The following is a 16,944-nucleotide window of genomic DNA, read 5'->3' on the forward strand; positions in this document are numbered from 1 at the left end:
CCGGACCTCCTCACAACCTGTGACGGCACGCCGGCAGGCCCGCTCGACGAGAGGTGAGGTATGAGGTTCCGGGTCGACCGCGACGTTCTCGCGGACGCCGTCACGTGGACGGCGCGCAGCCTGCCCACACGGCCGCCGGTCCCCGTCCTGGCAGGTGTCCGCCTCGAGGCAGACACCACCGGGACCGTGCAGCTCTCCAGCTTCGACTACGAGGTCTCCGCACGGTCGCAGATCCCGGCAGACGTCAGCGAGGCCGGCTCCGTGCTGGTCTCGGGCCGCCTGCTCGCGGAGATCTCCCGCGCGCTGCCGGACAAGCCGGTCGACGTGGTGCTCGAGGGCACCAAGGTCGTCGTGACCTGTGGTGCCAGCCGCTTCACGCTGCTGACCATGCCGGTCGAGGACTACCCGAACCTCCCGGTCATGCCGCCGACCACGGGCACCGTCGACGGCGACGAGCTCACGCACGCCGTCGCACAGGTGTCCGTCGCCGCGAGCCGGGACGACACGTTGCCGCTGCTCACGGGCGTGCGGGTCGAGATCGAGGGCGAGAAGGTCACGCTGCTCGCCACCGACCGCTACCGGCTCGCGCTGCGCGAGCTCACCTGGAAGCCGTCGTCGCCCGACATCTCGACCGTCGCGCTGGTCCGTGCCCGCACCCTCTCGGACGCGGCCAAGTCGCTCGGCGGCGCCGGCTCGGTGACGGTCGCACTGTCCACCGGTTCCGGCGTGGACATGATCGGATTCGAGGCCGCCGGCCGGCAGACCACCAGCCTGCTCGTGGACGGCGACTACCCCGCGGTCCGCCGGCTGTTCCCCGACGAGACGCCCATCCACGCCATCGTCGGCACGCACGCGCTGGCCGACGCGGCCAAGCGCGTGGCCCTCGTCGCCGAGCGCAACACCCCGATCCGCCTGTCGTTCAGCGAGGGCCAGGTCGTCCTCGACGCCGGCCAGGGCGACGACGCGCAGGCCTCCGAGGCGCTCGAGGCCACGCTGGTCGGCGACGACATCTCGGTGGCGTTCAACCCCCAGTTCCTGCTGGACGGTCTGGGTGCGCTGAGCACCACGTTCGTCCGGCTGTCGTTCACGCACCCGAACAAGCCGGTCGAGTTCACCGGTCAGGAGACGCTGGACGGCGAGGACAACCCCGAGTACCGCTACCTGCTGGTGCCGATCCGCTTCGCGAGCTGATCCCGACCAGGCTGATCCTGATCAAGGTGACCCTGACCAGCGCCGCACGCCGCGCTGCGGCAGAGTGAGCGAGACACGCACGACGGAACCGAAGAAGAGGCAGGCGGCATGCACATCGGTCTGGTGGGTCTGGGCAAGATGGGCGCGAACATGCGGCAGCGCATCCGTGCCGCGGGGATCGACGTCACCGGGTACGACCGCAACCCCGACGTCACCGACGTCCCGTCGCTGGATGCGCTCGTGGCCGCGCTCCCCGAGGGCGAGCGCATCGTCTGGGTGATGGTGCCCTCGGGCGAGATCACGAACGCGGTCATCACGGCGCTGTCCGTGCAGATGTCGCCGGGCGACATCGTGATCGACGGCGGCAACTCGTACTACCAGGACGACATCCCGCACGCGCAGCTGCTCGCGTCGCACGGCATCCAGTTCATCGACGCCGGCGTCTCGGGCGGCGTGTGGGGCCTGACCAACGGGTACGGGCTCATGGTCGGCGGCGACGCGGACACGGTCGCCAAGGTCATGCCCGTGTTCGACGCGCTGCGCCCGGAGGGGCCGCGCGACGAGGGCTTCGTGCACGCCGGGACGGTCGGCGCCGGCCACTTCGCCAAGATGGTCCACAACGGCATCGAGTACGGGCTGATGCAGGCGTACGCCGAGGGCTACGAGCTCCTGGCGGCAAAGGACCTGGTCACGAACGTGCACGGCACGATGAAGGCCTGGCAGCGCGGCACCGTCGTGCGGTCCTGGCTGCTCGAGCTGCTGGTCAAGGCGCTCGAGCAGAACCCGGGCCTGGGCGAGATCGACGACTGGGTCGAGGACTCCGGCGAGGGCAGGTGGACCGTCGACGAGGCGATCGACCTCGCCGTGCCGGCGCCGGTGATCTCGGCGTCCCTGTTCGCCCGGTTCGCGTCGCGCCAGGAGGAGTCGCCGGCCATGAAGGCCGTCGCCGCGCTGCGTCAGCAGTTCGGCGGGCACGCCGTGAAGCCGGCCGGGACCACGGGCCCGGTCACGGGCACGCCCCCGGCACGGTCGGTCTAGCCGGGACCCGATGTACGTCGCGCACCTCTCGCTGACCGACTTCCGCTCGTACGCGCAGGTCGAGCTCCCCCTGGAGCCGGGCATCACCGCGCTCGTCGGACCCAACGGGCAGGGCAAGACCAACCTGGTCGAGGCGCTCGGCTACATCGCGACCCTCGGAAGCCACCGCGTCCCGACCGATGCGGCGCTGGTGCGTGCGGGGACGACGCGGGCCGTGGTCCGGGCCAAGGTCGTGCGGGAGCTCGAGCCGGGTCACCCACGGTCGACGCTCGTCGAGATCGAGGTCACGCCGGGCAAGGCGAACCGCGCGCGGGTGAACGGCGGGTCTCCGACGAGGGCGCGCGACGTGCTCGGCATCCTGCGCACCGTGCTGTTCGCGCCCGAGGACCTCTCGCTGGTCAAGGGCGACCCGGACGGTCGCCGCCGGTTCCTCGACGACCTCCTGGTGCAGCTCACGCCGCGGGTCGCCGGCGTGATCACGGACTACGACAGGGTGCTGCGGCAGAGGTCGGCCCTGCTGAAGTCGGCCGGCGCGGCCCGGCGGGGGGCCGGCGCCGACCTGCGCACGCTCGACGTGTGGGACGCCAAGCTCGCGCAGACCGGAGCGCAGATCATCGTGGCGCGGCGGAGCCTGGTCCGGTCGCTCGCGCCGCACATCGAGCGGGCATATGCGCAGGTCAGCGCCGGTCAGGGCGACGCGATCGTCACGTACAAGGCGTCGCTCGACGCGGTCCTCGAGACCGACGACGACGCGGCGTCGCCGGAGCTGGTCGAGGCCCAGCTGCTCGAGGCCATGGGTCGGCTGCGGACCAAGGAGATCGAGCGCGGGGTCAGCCTGGTCGGTCCGCACCGCGACGACCTGGTGCTCACGCTCGGCGGCCTGCCCGCCAAGGGGTACGCGAGCCACGGGGAGTCGTGGTCGTTCGCGCTCGCCCTCCGGCTGGCGTCGTACGAGCTGCTGACCCGCGGCGACGAGGTCGACGGGTGGGCCGGCGGCGACTGGGGACCGGACGGCGAGCCCGTGCTCATCCTCGACGACGTGTTCGCGGAGCTGGATGCCCGCCGCCGCGACAGGCTGGCCGAGCTGGTGGCCCCGGCGCGCCAGGTCCTCATCACGGCCGCGGTCGCCGACGACGTGCCGGCCCCGCTGGCCGGTGCCCGGGTGGACGTGATGGGCGGGGAGGTGGCGCGTGTCCTCTAGCGACGACGACCCCGGCCTGTTCACCAGGCCGAAGCCCGTGGACGGCGTCCCGCTGCGCGACCTGGTCGACCTCACGCCACCGCGGCAGGTGGCGCTGGGGGCCCTGGGCCGGGCGAAGGCCGCGGCCGCCCAGCGCGGGTTCCGGCCCGGCGACCCGGCGCGACGACGTCCGCTGGTCCCCGTGGCCGTCGGGACCGCAGGCCCGGGCGCGCGGGACCCCCAGCTCATCGGCTCCACGGTGAGCGGCCTGCTCGACCAGCTCGGAGGTACCTCGGACCAGGTGGCCGGCGTGCTCAAGCACCGGTGGTCGGAGCTCGTCGGGCCGCAGGTGGCCGAGCACTGCGAGTACGTGTCGTTCGAGGGCGGGGCCCTGACGCTCCGCGCCCACTCGACGTCGTGGGCGACGCAGCTGAAGTTCCTGACGCCGGCCATGCTCGGCCGCTTCGCGGCGGACCTCGGCGACGGGGTCGTCCTGGAGATCACCGTGCTGAACCCCGGCGGGCCGCGGTTCAAGACCGGGCCCAAGCGGGTTCCGGGCCGGGGAGAGCGCGACACGTTCCGCTGACTGCGGACACCCGCGCGGATGGCTGTGGGAAAAGAGGGTCCAGGCCCGTCCACCAGGTAGACTGTGAAGGTCATTCCTGGCGCATGTGTGCCCGGAACTCCAGCGTCATGGAGTGATCCGACCCGGTGAAGTTCGGTCGGCGCGCTCCGTCGCGTGTGAGAGCTTGAGGAGCACCACCGCCCGTGGCCGAGCAGAGCACCACCCCGTCCAGCACCACCAAGAGCACGAAGGATGGCAACGGCGGGTACGACGCCAGCGCGATCACGGTGCTCGAGGGGCTCGAGGCGGTGCGCAAGCGCCCCGGCATGTACATCGGCTCCACGGGCGAGCGCGGCCTGCACCACCTGGTGTCCGAGGTCGTCGACAACTCGGTAGACGAGGCGCTCGCCGGCTACTGCGACCACATCGAGGTGACGCTGCTGCCCGACGGCGGCGTGCGCGTCGTCGACAACGGCCGTGGCATCCCGGTGGCCATCCACCCGACCGAGGGCCGGCCGACCGTCGAGGTCGTCATGACGATCCTGCACGCGGGCGGCAAGTTCGGCGGCGCGGGCTACGCGGTCTCGGGCGGACTGCACGGCGTCGGCATCTCCGTGGTCAACGCGCTGTCCACGCGCGTGGAGACCGTGGTCAAGCGCGACGGCTTCACCTGGCAGCAGGACTTCTCCGACGGCGGCAAGCCGCTGGGCGAGCTGCAGAAGGGCGCGCCCACGGACGAGACCGGCACGTCGCAGACGTTCTGGGCGGACCCGGCCATCTTCGAGACCACCGAGTACGACTTCGAGACGCTCCGCGCGCGCTTCCAGCAGTACGCGTTCCTCAACAAGGGGCTGCAGATCTCGCTGACCGACGAGCGCCCCGCGCACCTCGACACGGGCGACGAGGTCGCCGGCGACGAGGAGACGGAGGAGGGAGCCCCGGCCGCCTTCCGCACCGTCACCTACAAGTACGACGACGGCCTGGTCGACTACGTCAAGCACCTCAACAGCGCCAAGAAGGTGGAGGTCGTCCACCCGGACATCATCGACTTCGAGGCCGAGGACACCGAGCGCCGGATCGCCGTCGAGATCGCCCTGCAGTGGACCAACGCGTACTCCGAGTCGGTGCACACGTACGCGAACACGATCTCGACCACCGAGGGTGGCACGCACGAGGAGGGCTTCCGCGCGGCGATGACCTCGCTGATCAACCGCTACGCGCGCGACAAGGGCATCCTCAAGGACAAGGACGAGAACCTCACGGGCGACGACATCCGCGAGGGCCTCACGGCCGTCATCTCGATCAAGCTGGGCGAGCCGCAGTTCGAGGGCCAGACGAAGACCAAGCTGGGCAACACCGAGGCGAAGACGTTCGTGCAGCGGGTGGTCAACGACCAGCTGGGCGACTGGCTCGAGTCGCACCCGACCGAGGCCCGCGACGTCATCCGCAAGTCGATCCAGGCCGCCGCCGCCCGCATGGCCGCGCGCAAGGCCCGCGAGGCCACGCGCCGCAAGGGGCTGCTCGAGTCCGGCGGCATGCCGGGCAAGCTGCGCGACTGCCAGTCGAACCGGGCCGAGGAGTGCGAGGTCTTCATCGTCGAGGGCGACTCGGCCGGGGGCTCCGCGGTGCGCGGCCGCAACCCGCGGACGCAGGCGATCCTCCCGATCCGCGGCAAGATCCTCAACGTCGAGCGCGCGCGGCTGGACCGGGCGCTGGGCAACCAGGAGGTCCAGGCGCTGATCACGGCCTTCGGGACGGGCATCGGCGAGGACTTCGACCTCAGCAAGCTGCGGTACCACAAGATCGTGATCATGGCCGACGCCGACGTCGACGGTCAGCACATCCGGACCCTGCTGCTGACCCTCCTGTTCCGCTACATGCCGAACCTGATCACGCACGGCCACGTCTACCTGGCGCAGCCGCCGCTGTACCGGATCAAGTGGGCCAACGCCGAGCACGACTACGTGTACTCGGACCGCGAGCGGGACGCCGTCATCACCGACGGCCAGGCGAGCGGCAAGCGCCTGCCCAAGGAGAACTCGGTCCAGCGCTACAAGGGCCTGGGCGAGATGGACTACCAGGAGCTGTGGGAGACGACCATGTCGCCCGAGCACCGCACGCTGCTGCAGGTCACGCTCGACGAGGCCGCGGCGGCCGACGAGATCTTCTCGGTCCTCATGGGTGAGGACGTCGAGTCCCGTCGCTCGTTCATCCAGCGCAACGCGAAGGACGTGCGCTTCCTCGACATCTAGTCGAGGGACCGCACGGGCCGCACGCACGCACCTGACGTAAGGAACCACGTTGAGCGAGACCACCGGCAACGAGATCGAGCACGGCCGTATCGACCAGGTCGACCTGCAGCTGGAGATGCAGCGGTCGTACCTGGACTACGCCATGTCCGTCATCGTCGGCCGCGCCCTGCCGGACGTCCGTGACGGCCTCAAGCCGGTGCACCGCCGCGTGCTCTACGCGATGTACGACGGCGGCTACCGCCCGGACCGGCAGTTCTCCAAGTGCTCCCGCGTCGTCGGCGACGTCATGGGCAAGTACCACCCGCACGGTGACACGGCGATCTACGACGCCCTGGTCCGCCTGGTCCAGGACTGGTCGCTGCGGTACCCGCTGGTGGCCGGCCAGGGCAACTTCGGCTCCCCGGGCGACGACCCGGCGGCCGCCCCGCGGTACACCGAGTGCAAGATGGCCCCGCTGTCCATGGAGATGGTCCGGGACATCGACAAGGACACCGTCGACTTCCAGGACAACTACGACGGCCGCACGCAGGAGCCCACGGTCCTGCCGTCGCGGTTCCCGAACCTGCTGGTCAACGGCTCGGCGGGCATCGCCGTGGGCATGGCGACCAACATCCCGCCGCACAACCTGCGCGAGGTGGCCGAGGGCGTCCAGTGGCACCTCGACCACCCGGACGCGTCCCGCGAGGAGCTCCTCGCGGCGCTGCTGCAGCGGATCAAGGGCCCGGACTTCCCCACGGGCGCGACGATCCTGGGCCACAAGGGCATCGAGGAGGCGTACCGGACGGGCCGCGGCTCGATCACGATGCGCGCGATCGTCCAGGTCGAGGAGATCCAGGGCCGCATCTGCCTGGTGGTCACCGAGCTGCCGTACCAGGTGAACCCGGACACCCTGGCCAAGAAGATCGCCGACCTGGTCAAGGACAACAAGGTCACCGGCATCGCGGACATCCGCGACGAGACGAGCGGTCGCGCCGGCCAGCGCCTGGTGATCGTGCTCAAGCGCGACGCCGTCGCCAAGGTGGTGCTCAACAACCTCTACAAGCACACGCAGCTGCAGGACACGTTCGGCGCCAACATGCTCGCGCTGGTCGACGACGTGCCGCGCACGCTGAGCATCGACGCCTTCGTGCGCCACTGGGTCACCCACCAGCTCGAGGTCGTCGTCCGCCGCACCGCGTTCAAGCTGCGCGAAGCCGAGGCGGACATCCACATCTACCGCGGCTACCTCAAGGCGCTCGACGCGCTGGACGAGGTCATCGCGCTCATCCGCCGCTCCCCCGACGCGGACGACGCCCGCACCGGCCTGATGGCGCTGCTCGACATCGACGAGCTCCAGGCCAACGCGATCCTCAACCTGCAGCTGCGCCGGCTGGCCGCGCTGCAGCGCCAGGAGATCCTCGAGCGCTACGCCAAGCTCGAGGCCGAGATCCTCGAGTACCGCGCGATCCTGGAGTCCGAGGCGCGCCAGCGCGACATCGTCTCCGAGGAGCTGGGCGAACTCGTCGCGAAGTACGGCGACGAGCGCCGCACGACGATCCTGCCGTTCGACGGCGAGGTCAGCGTGGAGGACCTCATCGCCGAGGAGGAGATGGTCGTGACCATCACCCGCGGCGGGTACGCCAAGCGCACGCGCTCGGACAACTACCGGGCCCAGCGCCGCGGTGGCAAGGGTGTGCGGGGCGCGCAGCTGCGCGAGGACGACCTGGTCGACCACTTCTTCGTGACGACGACGCACCACTGGCTGCTGTTCTTCACCAACCTGGGCCGCGTCTACCGCGCCAAGGCGTACGAGCTGCCCGAGGGCGGCCGCGACGCGAAGGGCCAGCACGTCGCCAACCTGCTGGCGTTCCAGCCCGGCGAGAAGATCGCGCAGGTGCTCGACATCCGCGACTACACCAAGGCCGAGTACCTGGTGCTGGCGACGCAGCGCGGCCTGGTGAAGAAGACGCGGCTGGCGGACTACGACTCCAACCGCTCCGGCGGCGTCATCGCGATCAACCTGCGCGAGGACGACGAGGGTCTGCCGGACGAGCTGGTCTCGGCCCGCCTGGTGGACTCCGACCAGGACCTCATCCTGGTGTCCCGCAAGGGGCAGTCGGTGCGGTTCACCGCCTCCGACGACTCGCTGCGTCCCATGGGCCGCGCGACGTCCGGGGTCACGGGCATGAAGTTCCGCGACGACGACGAGCTGCTGGCCATGGACGTCGTGCGCGAGGACGCGTTCCTGTTCACCGTGACCGAGGGCGGCATCGCCAAGCGCACCGCGCTCACGGTCGAGAACTACCGGCAGCAGGGCCGTGGCGGCCTGGGCATCAAGGTGGCCAACCTCCCCGAGGCGAACGGCGACCTCGTGGGCGCCCTCGTGGTCGACCCTGACGACGAGGTCCTGGTCATCATGGAGCGCGGCAAGATCGTGCGTTCGGCCACGTCAGAGGTCAATGCGACCGGTCGCACCACGCAGGGCGTCATCTTCGCCAAGCCCGACAACGGAGACCGGATCATCGCCGTCGCGCGCAACACCGAGCGACACCTGGCGGACGAGGCAGGTACCGTGGGCGCTGAGAATGGCCAGGTTTCCGACGGACCGGACGCCGAGACGGCCCCCGAGCAGCCTGTGACCGACCCGTCAGCGGAGGACGCATGACCGATTCCACGCCCCCCTCGATCCCGCCGCGCAAGCGCCCGACGACGCCGACGACAGCCGGCCGTCAGACGACGTCCGCGCCGCGCGCCCCGCGCGCGGGATCGACCACGGCGTGGAGCGAGCCGGCCGCCGACGACGCCGCGACGCACGTGCCCGGCCTGAACGGCAGCAACGGCACCGCCGCGTTCACCGTGCCCTCCAGCACGATGCCTCCGACGGTCGCGCCGACCCGCACGTCGACCCGGCCCGACCCGGCCCCGCGGGCGACCGCGGAGCGCACGGCCACGGTCGAGCGGGAGCCGGTCGAGAAGGTCGCGCCGGCCCCCGCCGCGGCGACCACCGCGATATCTCCACAGGATCGTGACAGCACCAGCGGCCCGGTGGGCGACGAGCACGACCCGCCGTCCCCGATGATGGTGGCGGTGGACACCGCCACGGTCTGGCTCAAGAAGGCCGGCGTCGCCACGTCCGCCGCGTTCACTGCGGCAACTCGACCCCGTCCCAAGGAACCGACCATGACGACCACCCCGGCACCCGTCCAGGCGGCCACCCCGAGCACACCTCGGGCCACCACCTCGACGGAGAACCTGACCGGTGCGCGCCCCAGCACGGGACGCATCCCGACGGTCGGCCAGCACGGCGCCCCGCGCCGGGTGCGGCTCGCGATCTCGCGCGTCGACCCGTGGTCTGTCATGAAGCTGTCGTTCCTGCTGTCGGTCGCGATCGGCATCATGATCGTCGTCGCCGCCGCCGTCATCTGGTTCACGCTGAACGGGCTGCAGGTCTTCACCAAGGCCGACAACCTGGTCACGCAGATCACCGGGACGGAGAGCGGGATCGACATCCTGCAGTACGTGGAGTTCTCCCGGATCATCTCCGGCGCGACCCTCATCGCGGTCATCGACGTCTTCCTGATCACCGCGCTGGCGACCATCGGTGCGTTCCTCTACAACATCGTCGCGGCGCTGGTCGGTGGCGTGCACGTGACCATGACGGACGAGTGACGAACCCCCACCGCTAGCGGGTTTGGGCGGCACCCCTGCCCTGGGGTAGTCTCGTCCGGCGCCACTGCGGCGCATGCAGTGCACGGGCCTATAGCTCAGACGGTTAGAGCGCTTCCCTGATAAGGAAGAGGTCACAGGTTCAAGTCCTGTTAGGCCCACTCCCGACCCGTGGGGGAACCGATGAAGAAGCTCCTGCTCCTGGTGGCCGTTGCCGCCGTCGGATTCGTCGTGTGGCAGAAGTACGCGCAGGATCGCGACGAGCGAGACCTGTGGGCAGAGGTCACCGACACCTTCGAGTGAGGCCCATGGCCTTGCCGACGGGGCCATGGCGCAATTGGTAGCGCACCTGCTTTGCAAGCAGGGGGTTAGGGGTTCGAGTCCCCTTGGCTCCACAGCCAGACAGGCCGCTGCCCTGGTCCGACCGACCAGGACAGCGGCCTTCGCCGTTCCTGCGGCTAGTGGTCTCCGTGGCCGTCCCGACCGGCGTCCACCCCCCAGTCGATCAGGGCGGGCCGGAACGTCGACAGCGGCAGGATGACCTCGGTGTGGCTGCCGTCCGGGCGGACCCGGTAGAGGCCGAACAGCCCGTGGTCCTCCATGCGGAAGACCAGCCACCGACCGTCCGGCGAGTACGAGCCGAGGAAGGCGTTGACCTCAGGGTCGTGGAACGCCGTGACCTGCCGTACTCCCGACCCGTCCGGGCGGACCGTCACGATGTTCGCGGAGTCGTCGGCCACGTAGTGGTTGGCGTTCTCGGTGACTGCGATCCTGCGTCCGTCGGGTGCCCAGCTGGCCTTGATGGTCTCGTCGGCGGTGAACGGCCGGATCTGCGTCGTGCGTCCGCTGCGCAGGTCGTACATGAACAGACCGCGGGCGGGCTCGAGGTTGGGCGGTGGGCCGAGGACGGTGCCGTCCCAGCCCTGGAAGATCAGGGTCCGGCCGTCCGGTGAGATGTTCGGATCGGTGACGAAGCCGTCGGGGAACGGCCCGACGACCCGGCGCTGGTCGGTGCCGTCGGCCTTCATGCTCCAGATGGCGTCGTCGTGGGTGGTGAGGTCCTCGCGCTCGAAGTAGATGCGGCGACCGTCCGGAGAGAACGACGGCTGGTTGTCGGTGACACCGGGCGGCTGCGGGAGGACCCGCAGGTCGGAGCCGTCGGGACGGACGATCGCCGTCCTGGTGGACGTCCCGTCGTCGAGGCTGAACACGAGGTGTCGCCCGTCGGCGGACCAGTCCGCGTTGGTCGGATCGCCGGCGCCGTGCGTGATCTGGGTCAGGTCGGTGCCGTCGGGGCGGAGCGTGAAGAGCTGCCGGTCACCCGCCGCGGTCGCCGCGGAGAAGACGATGAGACCGTCCGGGTCGTGGTGGTGGGGCGGGGTGGCGGCGGCTGGCGTCGAGACCCCGAGAGCCCCTCCCGCGACGAGGGCGACGAGGCCGGCCAGGGCCGGCCGGCGAAGGCGCGCATCCATGTGTTCGGTCCTCTCACGTGCAGGGCATCCTGAGGAGGTGACCGATCGCCATGGGTCGGGTGTCGGTGATGGCACCGAGGCTGAACGGACCGGGGTCCCCAAGCACCCGTCTCGCGTAGGCCCCGCTGCATCTCGCGAGAGAAAGAGGTGCTCGGAGCCTTCTCCGGGCCGTCCTGCGGTGTCAAGGTGGGTGCGCGATGACGAAGCCGACCGACGTCAAGACGAGCCTCGACGCGTACCGCGCCCGGCAGGGTGAGTTCCGGGTCCTGGACGTGCCGGACCTGCAGTACCTGATGGTCGACGGGCACGGCGACCCCAACTCCGCCGCGTTCACTAACGCCATGGAGGCGCTCTACCCGGTGGCGTACGCGGTCAAGTTCGCGAACCGGCGTGCCCTCGGGCGCGACTACGTCGTCCCCCCTCTCGAGGGTCTGTGGTGGGCCGACGACATGGCGGCGTTCACGGCGGCGCCGGACAAGACCCGCTGGGACTGGACGCTGATGATCCTGGTCCCCGACTGGGTCGACCGGTCGACGGTGGACGCGGCGATCGCCCAGGTCCGCGAGAAGAAGCGGCCGGATCGTCTCGACGACGTCCGGTTCGAGGTCCTGTCGGAGGGGCGCTGCGTGCAGACGCTCCACGTGGGACCGTTCGACCAGGAGGCCGGCGTGCTCACGCAGATGCATCACGACGTCATCCCGAGCCATGGCCTGCGCATGACGGGCAAGCACCACGAGATCTACCTGAGCGACGCCCGCAGGGTGGCGCCCGAGCGGCTCCGGACCATCCTGCGGCAGCCGGTCGTCGCGGACCCGCGCTAGACGATGCCGAGAAACTCCCGCGCCGGCCCGACTCCGTCGAGGGTGACGTCCAGGCGGTGGGCCTCCGGGCGCGACTGCCACGCCGCCAGGCTCAGCACGTAGCGGTTGGAGAGCACGGCCTTGCCCTCGCGCGGGTCGATGTCGACGCCGTTCTCGGCGTACCCGAGCCGGCGCGTGACACCGTTCGACGCCGCGTTGTCGGCGAACGCCTGCGTGGTGGCCTCGTGCGCACCCAGCCCCTCGAACAGGAGGTGCAGGATCATCAACCGCATCCGGGTACCCAGGCCCTGACCCTGGTGCCGACGACCGAGCCACGAGCCGGTCTCCGCCGTGCGCGTCACCGGGTACGCCTTCGCCATCATGCCCTGCACGCCGAGCACCTCGCCGCCGCGCACGAGCGCGAGGTCGAGGTGCCAGTCGTCGGGGGTGGTCGCGGCGCGCTTGCCCCACTGGAACGTGAGGACGCTGCGGGCCACCTCCGTGGGCGTGCCGCGCGACCAGGTGCCGGTGAAGGGCATGAAGTCCGGGTCGTGGATGCCCTCGGCGGCCAGCTGGGCCAGCGCGGTCAGCGTGCTCTCGTCGAGGTAGCGGAGCTCGAGGTCTCCGCAGGTCACGCGCAGGGCAGCCAGGGGCCAGAGGTCGGCGAGGTCGGTCATCGCTGCAGGCTGCCGTCGCAGATCGCCCCGGTCAACAACAATGCCCTGCACGCGTGTCGGCGCGGTCGTCTAGGTTGGTCCGCTGTGACCGCTCCCGTCATCGCCGCGCACGGCCTCACCAAGCGCTTCGGCGACTTCACCGCCGTCGACGGCATCGACTTCGAGGTGCCGCCGGGCGAGTCGTTCGGGCTGCTGGGACCCAACGGCGCGGGCAAGTCGACGACGATGCGGATGGTCGGTGCCGTGTCGTCGCGCACGGCCGGCGACCTGCGGGTGCTCGGCCTGGACCCGGACACCCACGGGCCGGAGATCCGCTCGCTGCTCGGGGTGGTGCCGCAGGAGGACAACCTCGACACCGAGCTGCGCGTGCGCGACAACCTCATCGTGTACGGGCGCTACTTCGGCATCCCGCGGTCGGTGTGCGCGGCCCGGGCGGACGAGCTGCTGGGCTTCGCGCAGCTCGAGGAGAAGCGCAACGCCAAGGTCGACGACCTGTCGGGCGGCATGAAGCGGCGCCTCACCATCGCCCGCGCGCTCATCAACGAGCCGCGCATCCTCATGCTCGACGAGCCGACCACCGGCCTCGACCCGCAGGCCCGCCACGTGCTGTGGGACCGGCTGTTCCGGCTCAAGGAGCGCGGCACCACGCTGGTGCTCACCACGCACTACATGGACGAGGCCGAGCAGCTGTGCGACCGCCTGGTGGTCGTCGACAAGGGCCAGATCATGGCCGAGGGCAGCCCGTCGTCCCTGATCAGGCAGTACTCGACGCGCGAGGTGGTCGAGCTGCGGTTCGGCTCCGACCGCAACGCCGACGCCGCCCAGCGGATGGCCGGGCTGGTCGAGCGGATCGAGGTGCTGCCGGACCGGGTGCTGCTCTACGCCGACGACGGCGAGGCGGTGCTCGAGCGCGTCACCGACCTGGGTCTGCACCCGACCACGTCGCTGGTGCGACGGTCCAGCCTCGAGGACGTGTTCCTGCGGCTCACGGGGCGGAGCCTGATCGAATGACGACCACCCTGCCCGAGGCGGCGGTCGCGGCCGCGGTCCGCCCGCGTCGGTTCGGCGCCTGGTACGTCGCGGAGCACCAGCTGCGCGGCATGAAGGCGTACGGCTGGACCATCGTGGTGGGCTCGGTGGGCAACCCGCTGCTCTACCTGCTCGGCATCGGGCTGGGCCTGGCCACGTTCCTCGACCAGTCGGTGGCGTCGGGGGCCGACGGGCCGGTCAGCTACGTGTGGTTCGTCGCGCCCGCGCTGCTGGCCACCGCCGGGGTGACGGTCGCCATGGACGAGTTCACGTTCGTGATCATGGCCGGGTTCAAGTGGCGTCGGATCTTCTGGGGCATGAACGCCTCCCCGATCGCTCCGCCGCAGATCGCCGCCGGGCTCGTGCTCTCGGTGATCCTGCGCATGCTCTTCACGACGACGGTGTACTACCTGCTCATCGTCGCCTTCGGGGCGGTCGGGGACCCGGTGACGGGCGCCCTGATGCCCCTGGTGGGTGTGCTCGCCGGCCTCGCGTTCGGCCTGCCGCTCATGGCGTTCTCCGCGTCGCTCACGGAGGACAAGGGGCAGTTCGCGCTGGTGCAGCGCTTCGTCTTCACGCCGCTGTTCCTGTTCTCCGGCACGTTCTACCCGCTGGCCACGCTCCCCGTGTGGCTGCAGTGGGTCGGCTGGATCTCCCCGCTGTGGCACGCGAGCGAGATCGGCCGGTCGCTGTCCTACGGGTCGCCGCCGGGGGCGTGGCCTGTCGGGTGGCACTACGTGGTGCTCGTGGTGCTCGCCGCCGTCGGCTGGGTGCTGGCCCGGCGCGTGTTCGTCAGGAGGCTGCGCGGATGACCACCACCGCCACCGCTCCCTCGCGCAGCACCGCCGTCAGCGCCCTCTACGCGCGCAACGCCCGGTCGGTCGTCGCCCGCGGGCTCAAGGCCACCAAGAGCTCCAGCGGGGTCGTCGTGCTCTCCGGCTTCTTCGAGCCGGTGTTCTTCCTGTTCGCCATGGGGGTCGGGCTCGGCTCGTACATCGGCGACGTCGAGCTGCCCGGCGGCGGGTCCGTCTCGTACGCGGCGTTCATCGCGCCGGCGCTCCTCGCGGTCTCGGCCATGAACGGCGCGGTCTACGACTCCACCTGGAACGTGTTCTTCAAGATGCACTTCGGCAAGCTCTACGACGCGATGCTCGCGACGTCGCTGGGCCCGCTCGACGTGGCGTTCGGGGAGATCACCTACGCGCTCCTGCGCGGCGGGGTGTACGCGATCGGGTTCCTCACCGTCATGCAGGTCATGGGCCTCAACCTGGCGTGGTCGGCCGCCCTGGCCATCCCCGCGGTGCTGCTGGTCGCCTTCGGGTTCGCCAGCGTCGGCATGGCGGTGACCAGCTACATGAAGACCTTCCAGCAGATGGACTGGATCAACTTCGTGATGCTCCCGATGTTCCTGTTCTCCGCCACCTTCTACCCGATCACGGTGTACCCGGGGTGGCTGCAGGGCGTGATCAAGGCGCTGCCCCTGTGGCACGCGGTGGAGCTGGTTCGCGGCCTGACGCTCGGCGTGCTGGACGGGTCGATGGTGGTCCACGTCGCGTACTTCGTCGCGATGATCGGGCTCGGCCTGTCGTTCACCACGGTGCGGCTGCGGGCCCTGTTCCTCGACTGACGTCCGACATTCGAGACAACCGTCCCGTGTAGGATTGGGCGAGTGATCGGGATCATCGACTACCGCACAGGTAATTCGCAGAGCATTTCTTATGCGCTCGAGCACCTCGGTGTCCCGCACGCGCTCGTGGCCAAGCCCGGCGAGTGCGACGAGGTCGACAAGTACATCCTGCCCGGGGTGGGCGCCGCCGGCGTGACCATGGAGTCGCTGCGCCAGGAGGGCTGGATCGACCACCTGTCCGAGAAGATCCTTGGCGATGGTCAGGGATTTCTCGGTGTGTGCGTCGGCCTGCAGGTGCTCTTCGAGCACTCCGAGGAGGGCGACGTCGAGTGCCTCGGGTGGCTCCCGGGCAGCGTCCACGAGTTCGACCGCGCCGAGGTCCGGGTGCCGCACATGGGCTGGAACAATGTCGAGGTGCGGGGCGACCACCCCTTTTCCCGGTCGTTCACGCCGGGTGGCTTCTACTATTTCGTGAATTCTTTCTACGCCCGGCCCACGGACGATTCCGTGCTCGTCGGCGCCACCACCTACGGCACGGAGTTCGCCGCCGCGGTGGCCTCCAAGAACATCATGGCGACGCAGTTCCACACCGAGAAGAGCGCGCGCGCCGGCCTCCAGGTGCTCAAGGCGTTCTGCGACCTCGACGTCACCGAACTGAAGGATCTCGATGCTCGCTAACCGGCTCATCGCCTGCTTCGACGTCAAAGACGGCCGCGTCACCAAGGCTCAGCAGTTCCAGGACAACATCGACGTGGGGGACCCGGCCGAGCTGGCCGACCGGCTGTACCACGAGGACGTCGACGAGATCGTCATCTACGACATCATGGCCAGCGCCCAGAAGCGCCAGATCGACCTCGAGATGGTGCGGAAGGCGGCCCACCGCACGTTCGTCCCGCTGACGGTCGGCGGCGGCATCCGGCACCTCGAGGACATGCACGCGGTGCTGCGCGCGGGCGCCGAGAAGATCAGCATCGACTCGATGGCCGTGCGCAAGCCCGAGATCATCACGCAGGGGTCGGTCGAGTTCGGCCGCCAGTGCATCGTGCTGAGCATGCAGGTCAAGCGCGTCGACGTGACCCCGAGCATCCCCAGCGGGTACGAGATCGCGATCGACGGCGCCCGGACCTACACCGGCATGGACGCGGTCGAGTGGGCCAAGCGCGGGCAGGACCTGGGCGCCGGCGAGATCGTGGTGAACAGCATCGACCGGGACGGCACGGGTGCCGGGTACGACCTCGACATCACGGGCATGATCACCGAGGCCGTCTCGTTGCCGGTGATCGCATCCGGCGGGGCCGGGCTGGTCAGCCACGTGAGCGACGCGTTCGCCATCGGGGCCACGGGCGCCATCGTGAGCTCGATGCTCTACTCCCCGCGGGTGGAGCACACGCTGTCGGTCGAGGAGATGAAGGCGCAGCTGGTCGAGCTGGGCGAGCGGGTCCGGCCCGTGCACAGCGCGGACTGAGCG

General features: G+C 70.3%; 16 protein-coding genes and 2 tRNA genes. 16 read left to right on the top strand and 2 right to left on the bottom strand.

The genetic code is table 11. The features are described 5' to 3' along the window. Positions 1-60: 60 nt before the first annotated feature. The 10 genes from dnaN (at position 61) to AB5970_RS00945 (ending at position 10,266) form a co-directional block, all read left to right on the top strand. A complete protein-coding gene (gene dnaN, locus AB5970_RS00900; RefSeq protein WP_370502015.1) occupies positions 61-1,191 on the top strand; it encodes a DNA polymerase III subunit beta in 1,131 nt (376 codons plus the stop codon). A gap of 54 nt (positions 1,192-1,245) precedes the next feature. After that, positions 1,246-2,229 (top strand): phosphogluconate dehydrogenase (NAD(+)-dependent, decarboxylating), encoded by a 984-nt coding sequence (gene gnd / locus AB5970_RS00905; protein WP_370502524.1) that lies wholly within the window; start codon positions 1,246-1,248, stop codon positions 2,227-2,229. Between the two features lie 10 nt (positions 2,230-2,239). After that, a complete protein-coding gene (gene recF, locus AB5970_RS00910) occupies positions 2,240-3,430 on the top strand; it encodes a DNA replication/repair protein RecF (protein ID WP_370502016.1) in 1,191 nt (396 codons plus the stop codon). Continuing rightward, positions 3,420-3,995, top strand: a complete 576-nt coding sequence (locus AB5970_RS00915; RefSeq protein WP_370502017.1) for a DUF721 domain-containing protein — start codon at positions 3,420-3,422, stop codon at positions 3,993-3,995. Before recF ends, AB5970_RS00915 begins: the two co-directional genes overlap by 11 nt. Before the next feature lie 182 nt (positions 3,996-4,177). Then, the gene (gene gyrB / locus AB5970_RS00920; RefSeq protein ID WP_370502018.1) at positions 4,178-6,226 is read left to right on the top strand and encodes a DNA topoisomerase (ATP-hydrolyzing) subunit B; all 2,049 of its coding nucleotides are present in this window, start codon (positions 4,178-4,180) and stop codon (positions 6,224-6,226) included. 49 nt (positions 6,227-6,275) lie between these two features. Next, positions 6,276-8,870: a DNA gyrase subunit A gene (gene gyrA / locus AB5970_RS00925; protein ID WP_370502019.1), complete on the top strand. Its 2,595-nt coding sequence runs from the start codon at positions 6,276-6,278 to the stop codon at positions 8,868-8,870. Continuing rightward, the gene (locus AB5970_RS00930) at positions 8,867-9,874 is read left to right on the top strand and encodes a DUF3566 domain-containing protein (RefSeq protein WP_370502020.1); all 1,008 of its coding nucleotides are present in this window, start codon (positions 8,867-8,869) and stop codon (positions 9,872-9,874) included. Before gyrA ends, AB5970_RS00930 begins: the two co-directional genes overlap by 4 nt. 84 nt (positions 9,875-9,958) lie before the next feature. After that, positions 9,959-10,032: transfer RNA gene (locus tag AB5970_RS00935), tRNA-Ile, on the top strand. Between the two features lie 22 nt (positions 10,033-10,054). Then, a complete protein-coding gene (locus tag AB5970_RS00940) occupies positions 10,055-10,174 on the top strand; it encodes a DLW-39 family protein (RefSeq protein ID WP_370502021.1) in 120 nt (39 codons plus the stop codon). 19 nt (positions 10,175-10,193) lie between these two features. After that, a tRNA-Ala gene (locus tag AB5970_RS00945) sits at positions 10,194-10,266 on the top strand. 63 nt (positions 10,267-10,329) lie between these two features. Here the strand turns inward: AB5970_RS00945 and AB5970_RS00950 are convergent. Beyond that, complete coding sequence (locus AB5970_RS00950) at positions 10,330-11,343, bottom strand: TolB family protein (RefSeq protein WP_370502022.1); 1,014 nt, start codon at positions 11,341-11,343, stop codon at positions 10,330-10,332. 197 nt (positions 11,344-11,540) lie between these two features. Here AB5970_RS00950 and AB5970_RS00955 point away from each other — a divergent pair, with 197 nt between their 5' ends. Beyond that, a complete protein-coding gene (locus tag AB5970_RS00955; RefSeq protein WP_370502023.1) occupies positions 11,541-12,164 on the top strand; it encodes a GyrI-like domain-containing protein in 624 nt (207 codons plus the stop codon). On the opposite strand, the gene AB5970_RS00960 is transcribed toward AB5970_RS00955, so the two are convergent. After that, on the bottom strand, positions 12,161-12,820 hold the full coding sequence (locus AB5970_RS00960) for a GNAT family N-acetyltransferase (protein WP_370502024.1): 660 nt from the start codon (positions 12,818-12,820) through the stop codon (positions 12,161-12,163). The two genes, AB5970_RS00955 and AB5970_RS00960, sit on opposite strands and share 4 nt — an antisense overlap. A gap of 84 nt (positions 12,821-12,904) precedes the next feature. On the opposite strand from AB5970_RS00960, the gene AB5970_RS00965 reads away from it, so the two are divergent. From AB5970_RS00965 to hisF, 5 genes are read left to right on the top strand one after another with little or no spacing between them, the layout of a single operon-like run. Beyond that, a complete protein-coding gene (locus AB5970_RS00965; protein WP_370502025.1) occupies positions 12,905-13,831 on the top strand; it encodes an ABC transporter ATP-binding protein in 927 nt (308 codons plus the stop codon). After that, entirely contained in the window at positions 13,828-14,661 is an 834-nt protein-coding gene (locus AB5970_RS00970) for an ABC transporter permease (protein WP_370502026.1), read from the top strand. Before AB5970_RS00965 ends, AB5970_RS00970 begins: the two co-directional genes overlap by 4 nt. Then, on the top strand, positions 14,658-15,476 hold the full coding sequence (locus tag AB5970_RS00975; RefSeq protein WP_370502027.1) for an ABC transporter permease: 819 nt from the start codon (positions 14,658-14,660) through the stop codon (positions 15,474-15,476). The genes AB5970_RS00970 and AB5970_RS00975 overlap by 4 nt, the downstream gene beginning before the upstream one ends. Before the next feature lie 42 nt (positions 15,477-15,518). Beyond that, positions 15,519-16,154: an imidazole glycerol phosphate synthase subunit HisH gene (hisH, locus tag AB5970_RS00980; RefSeq protein WP_370502028.1), complete on the top strand. Its 636-nt coding sequence runs from the start codon at positions 15,519-15,521 to the stop codon at positions 16,152-16,154. Next, complete coding sequence (gene hisF / locus AB5970_RS00985) at positions 16,144-16,941, top strand: imidazole glycerol phosphate synthase subunit HisF (protein WP_370502029.1); 798 nt, start codon at positions 16,144-16,146, stop codon at positions 16,939-16,941. The genes hisH and hisF overlap by 11 nt, the downstream gene beginning before the upstream one ends. Positions 16,942-16,944 lie beyond the last annotated feature (3 nt).

The sequence above is a fragment of the Cellulomonas sp. ICMP 17802 genome, assembly GCF_041295535.1.
Lineage (GTDB): Bacteria > Actinomycetota > Actinomycetes > Actinomycetales > Cellulomonadaceae > Cellulomonas.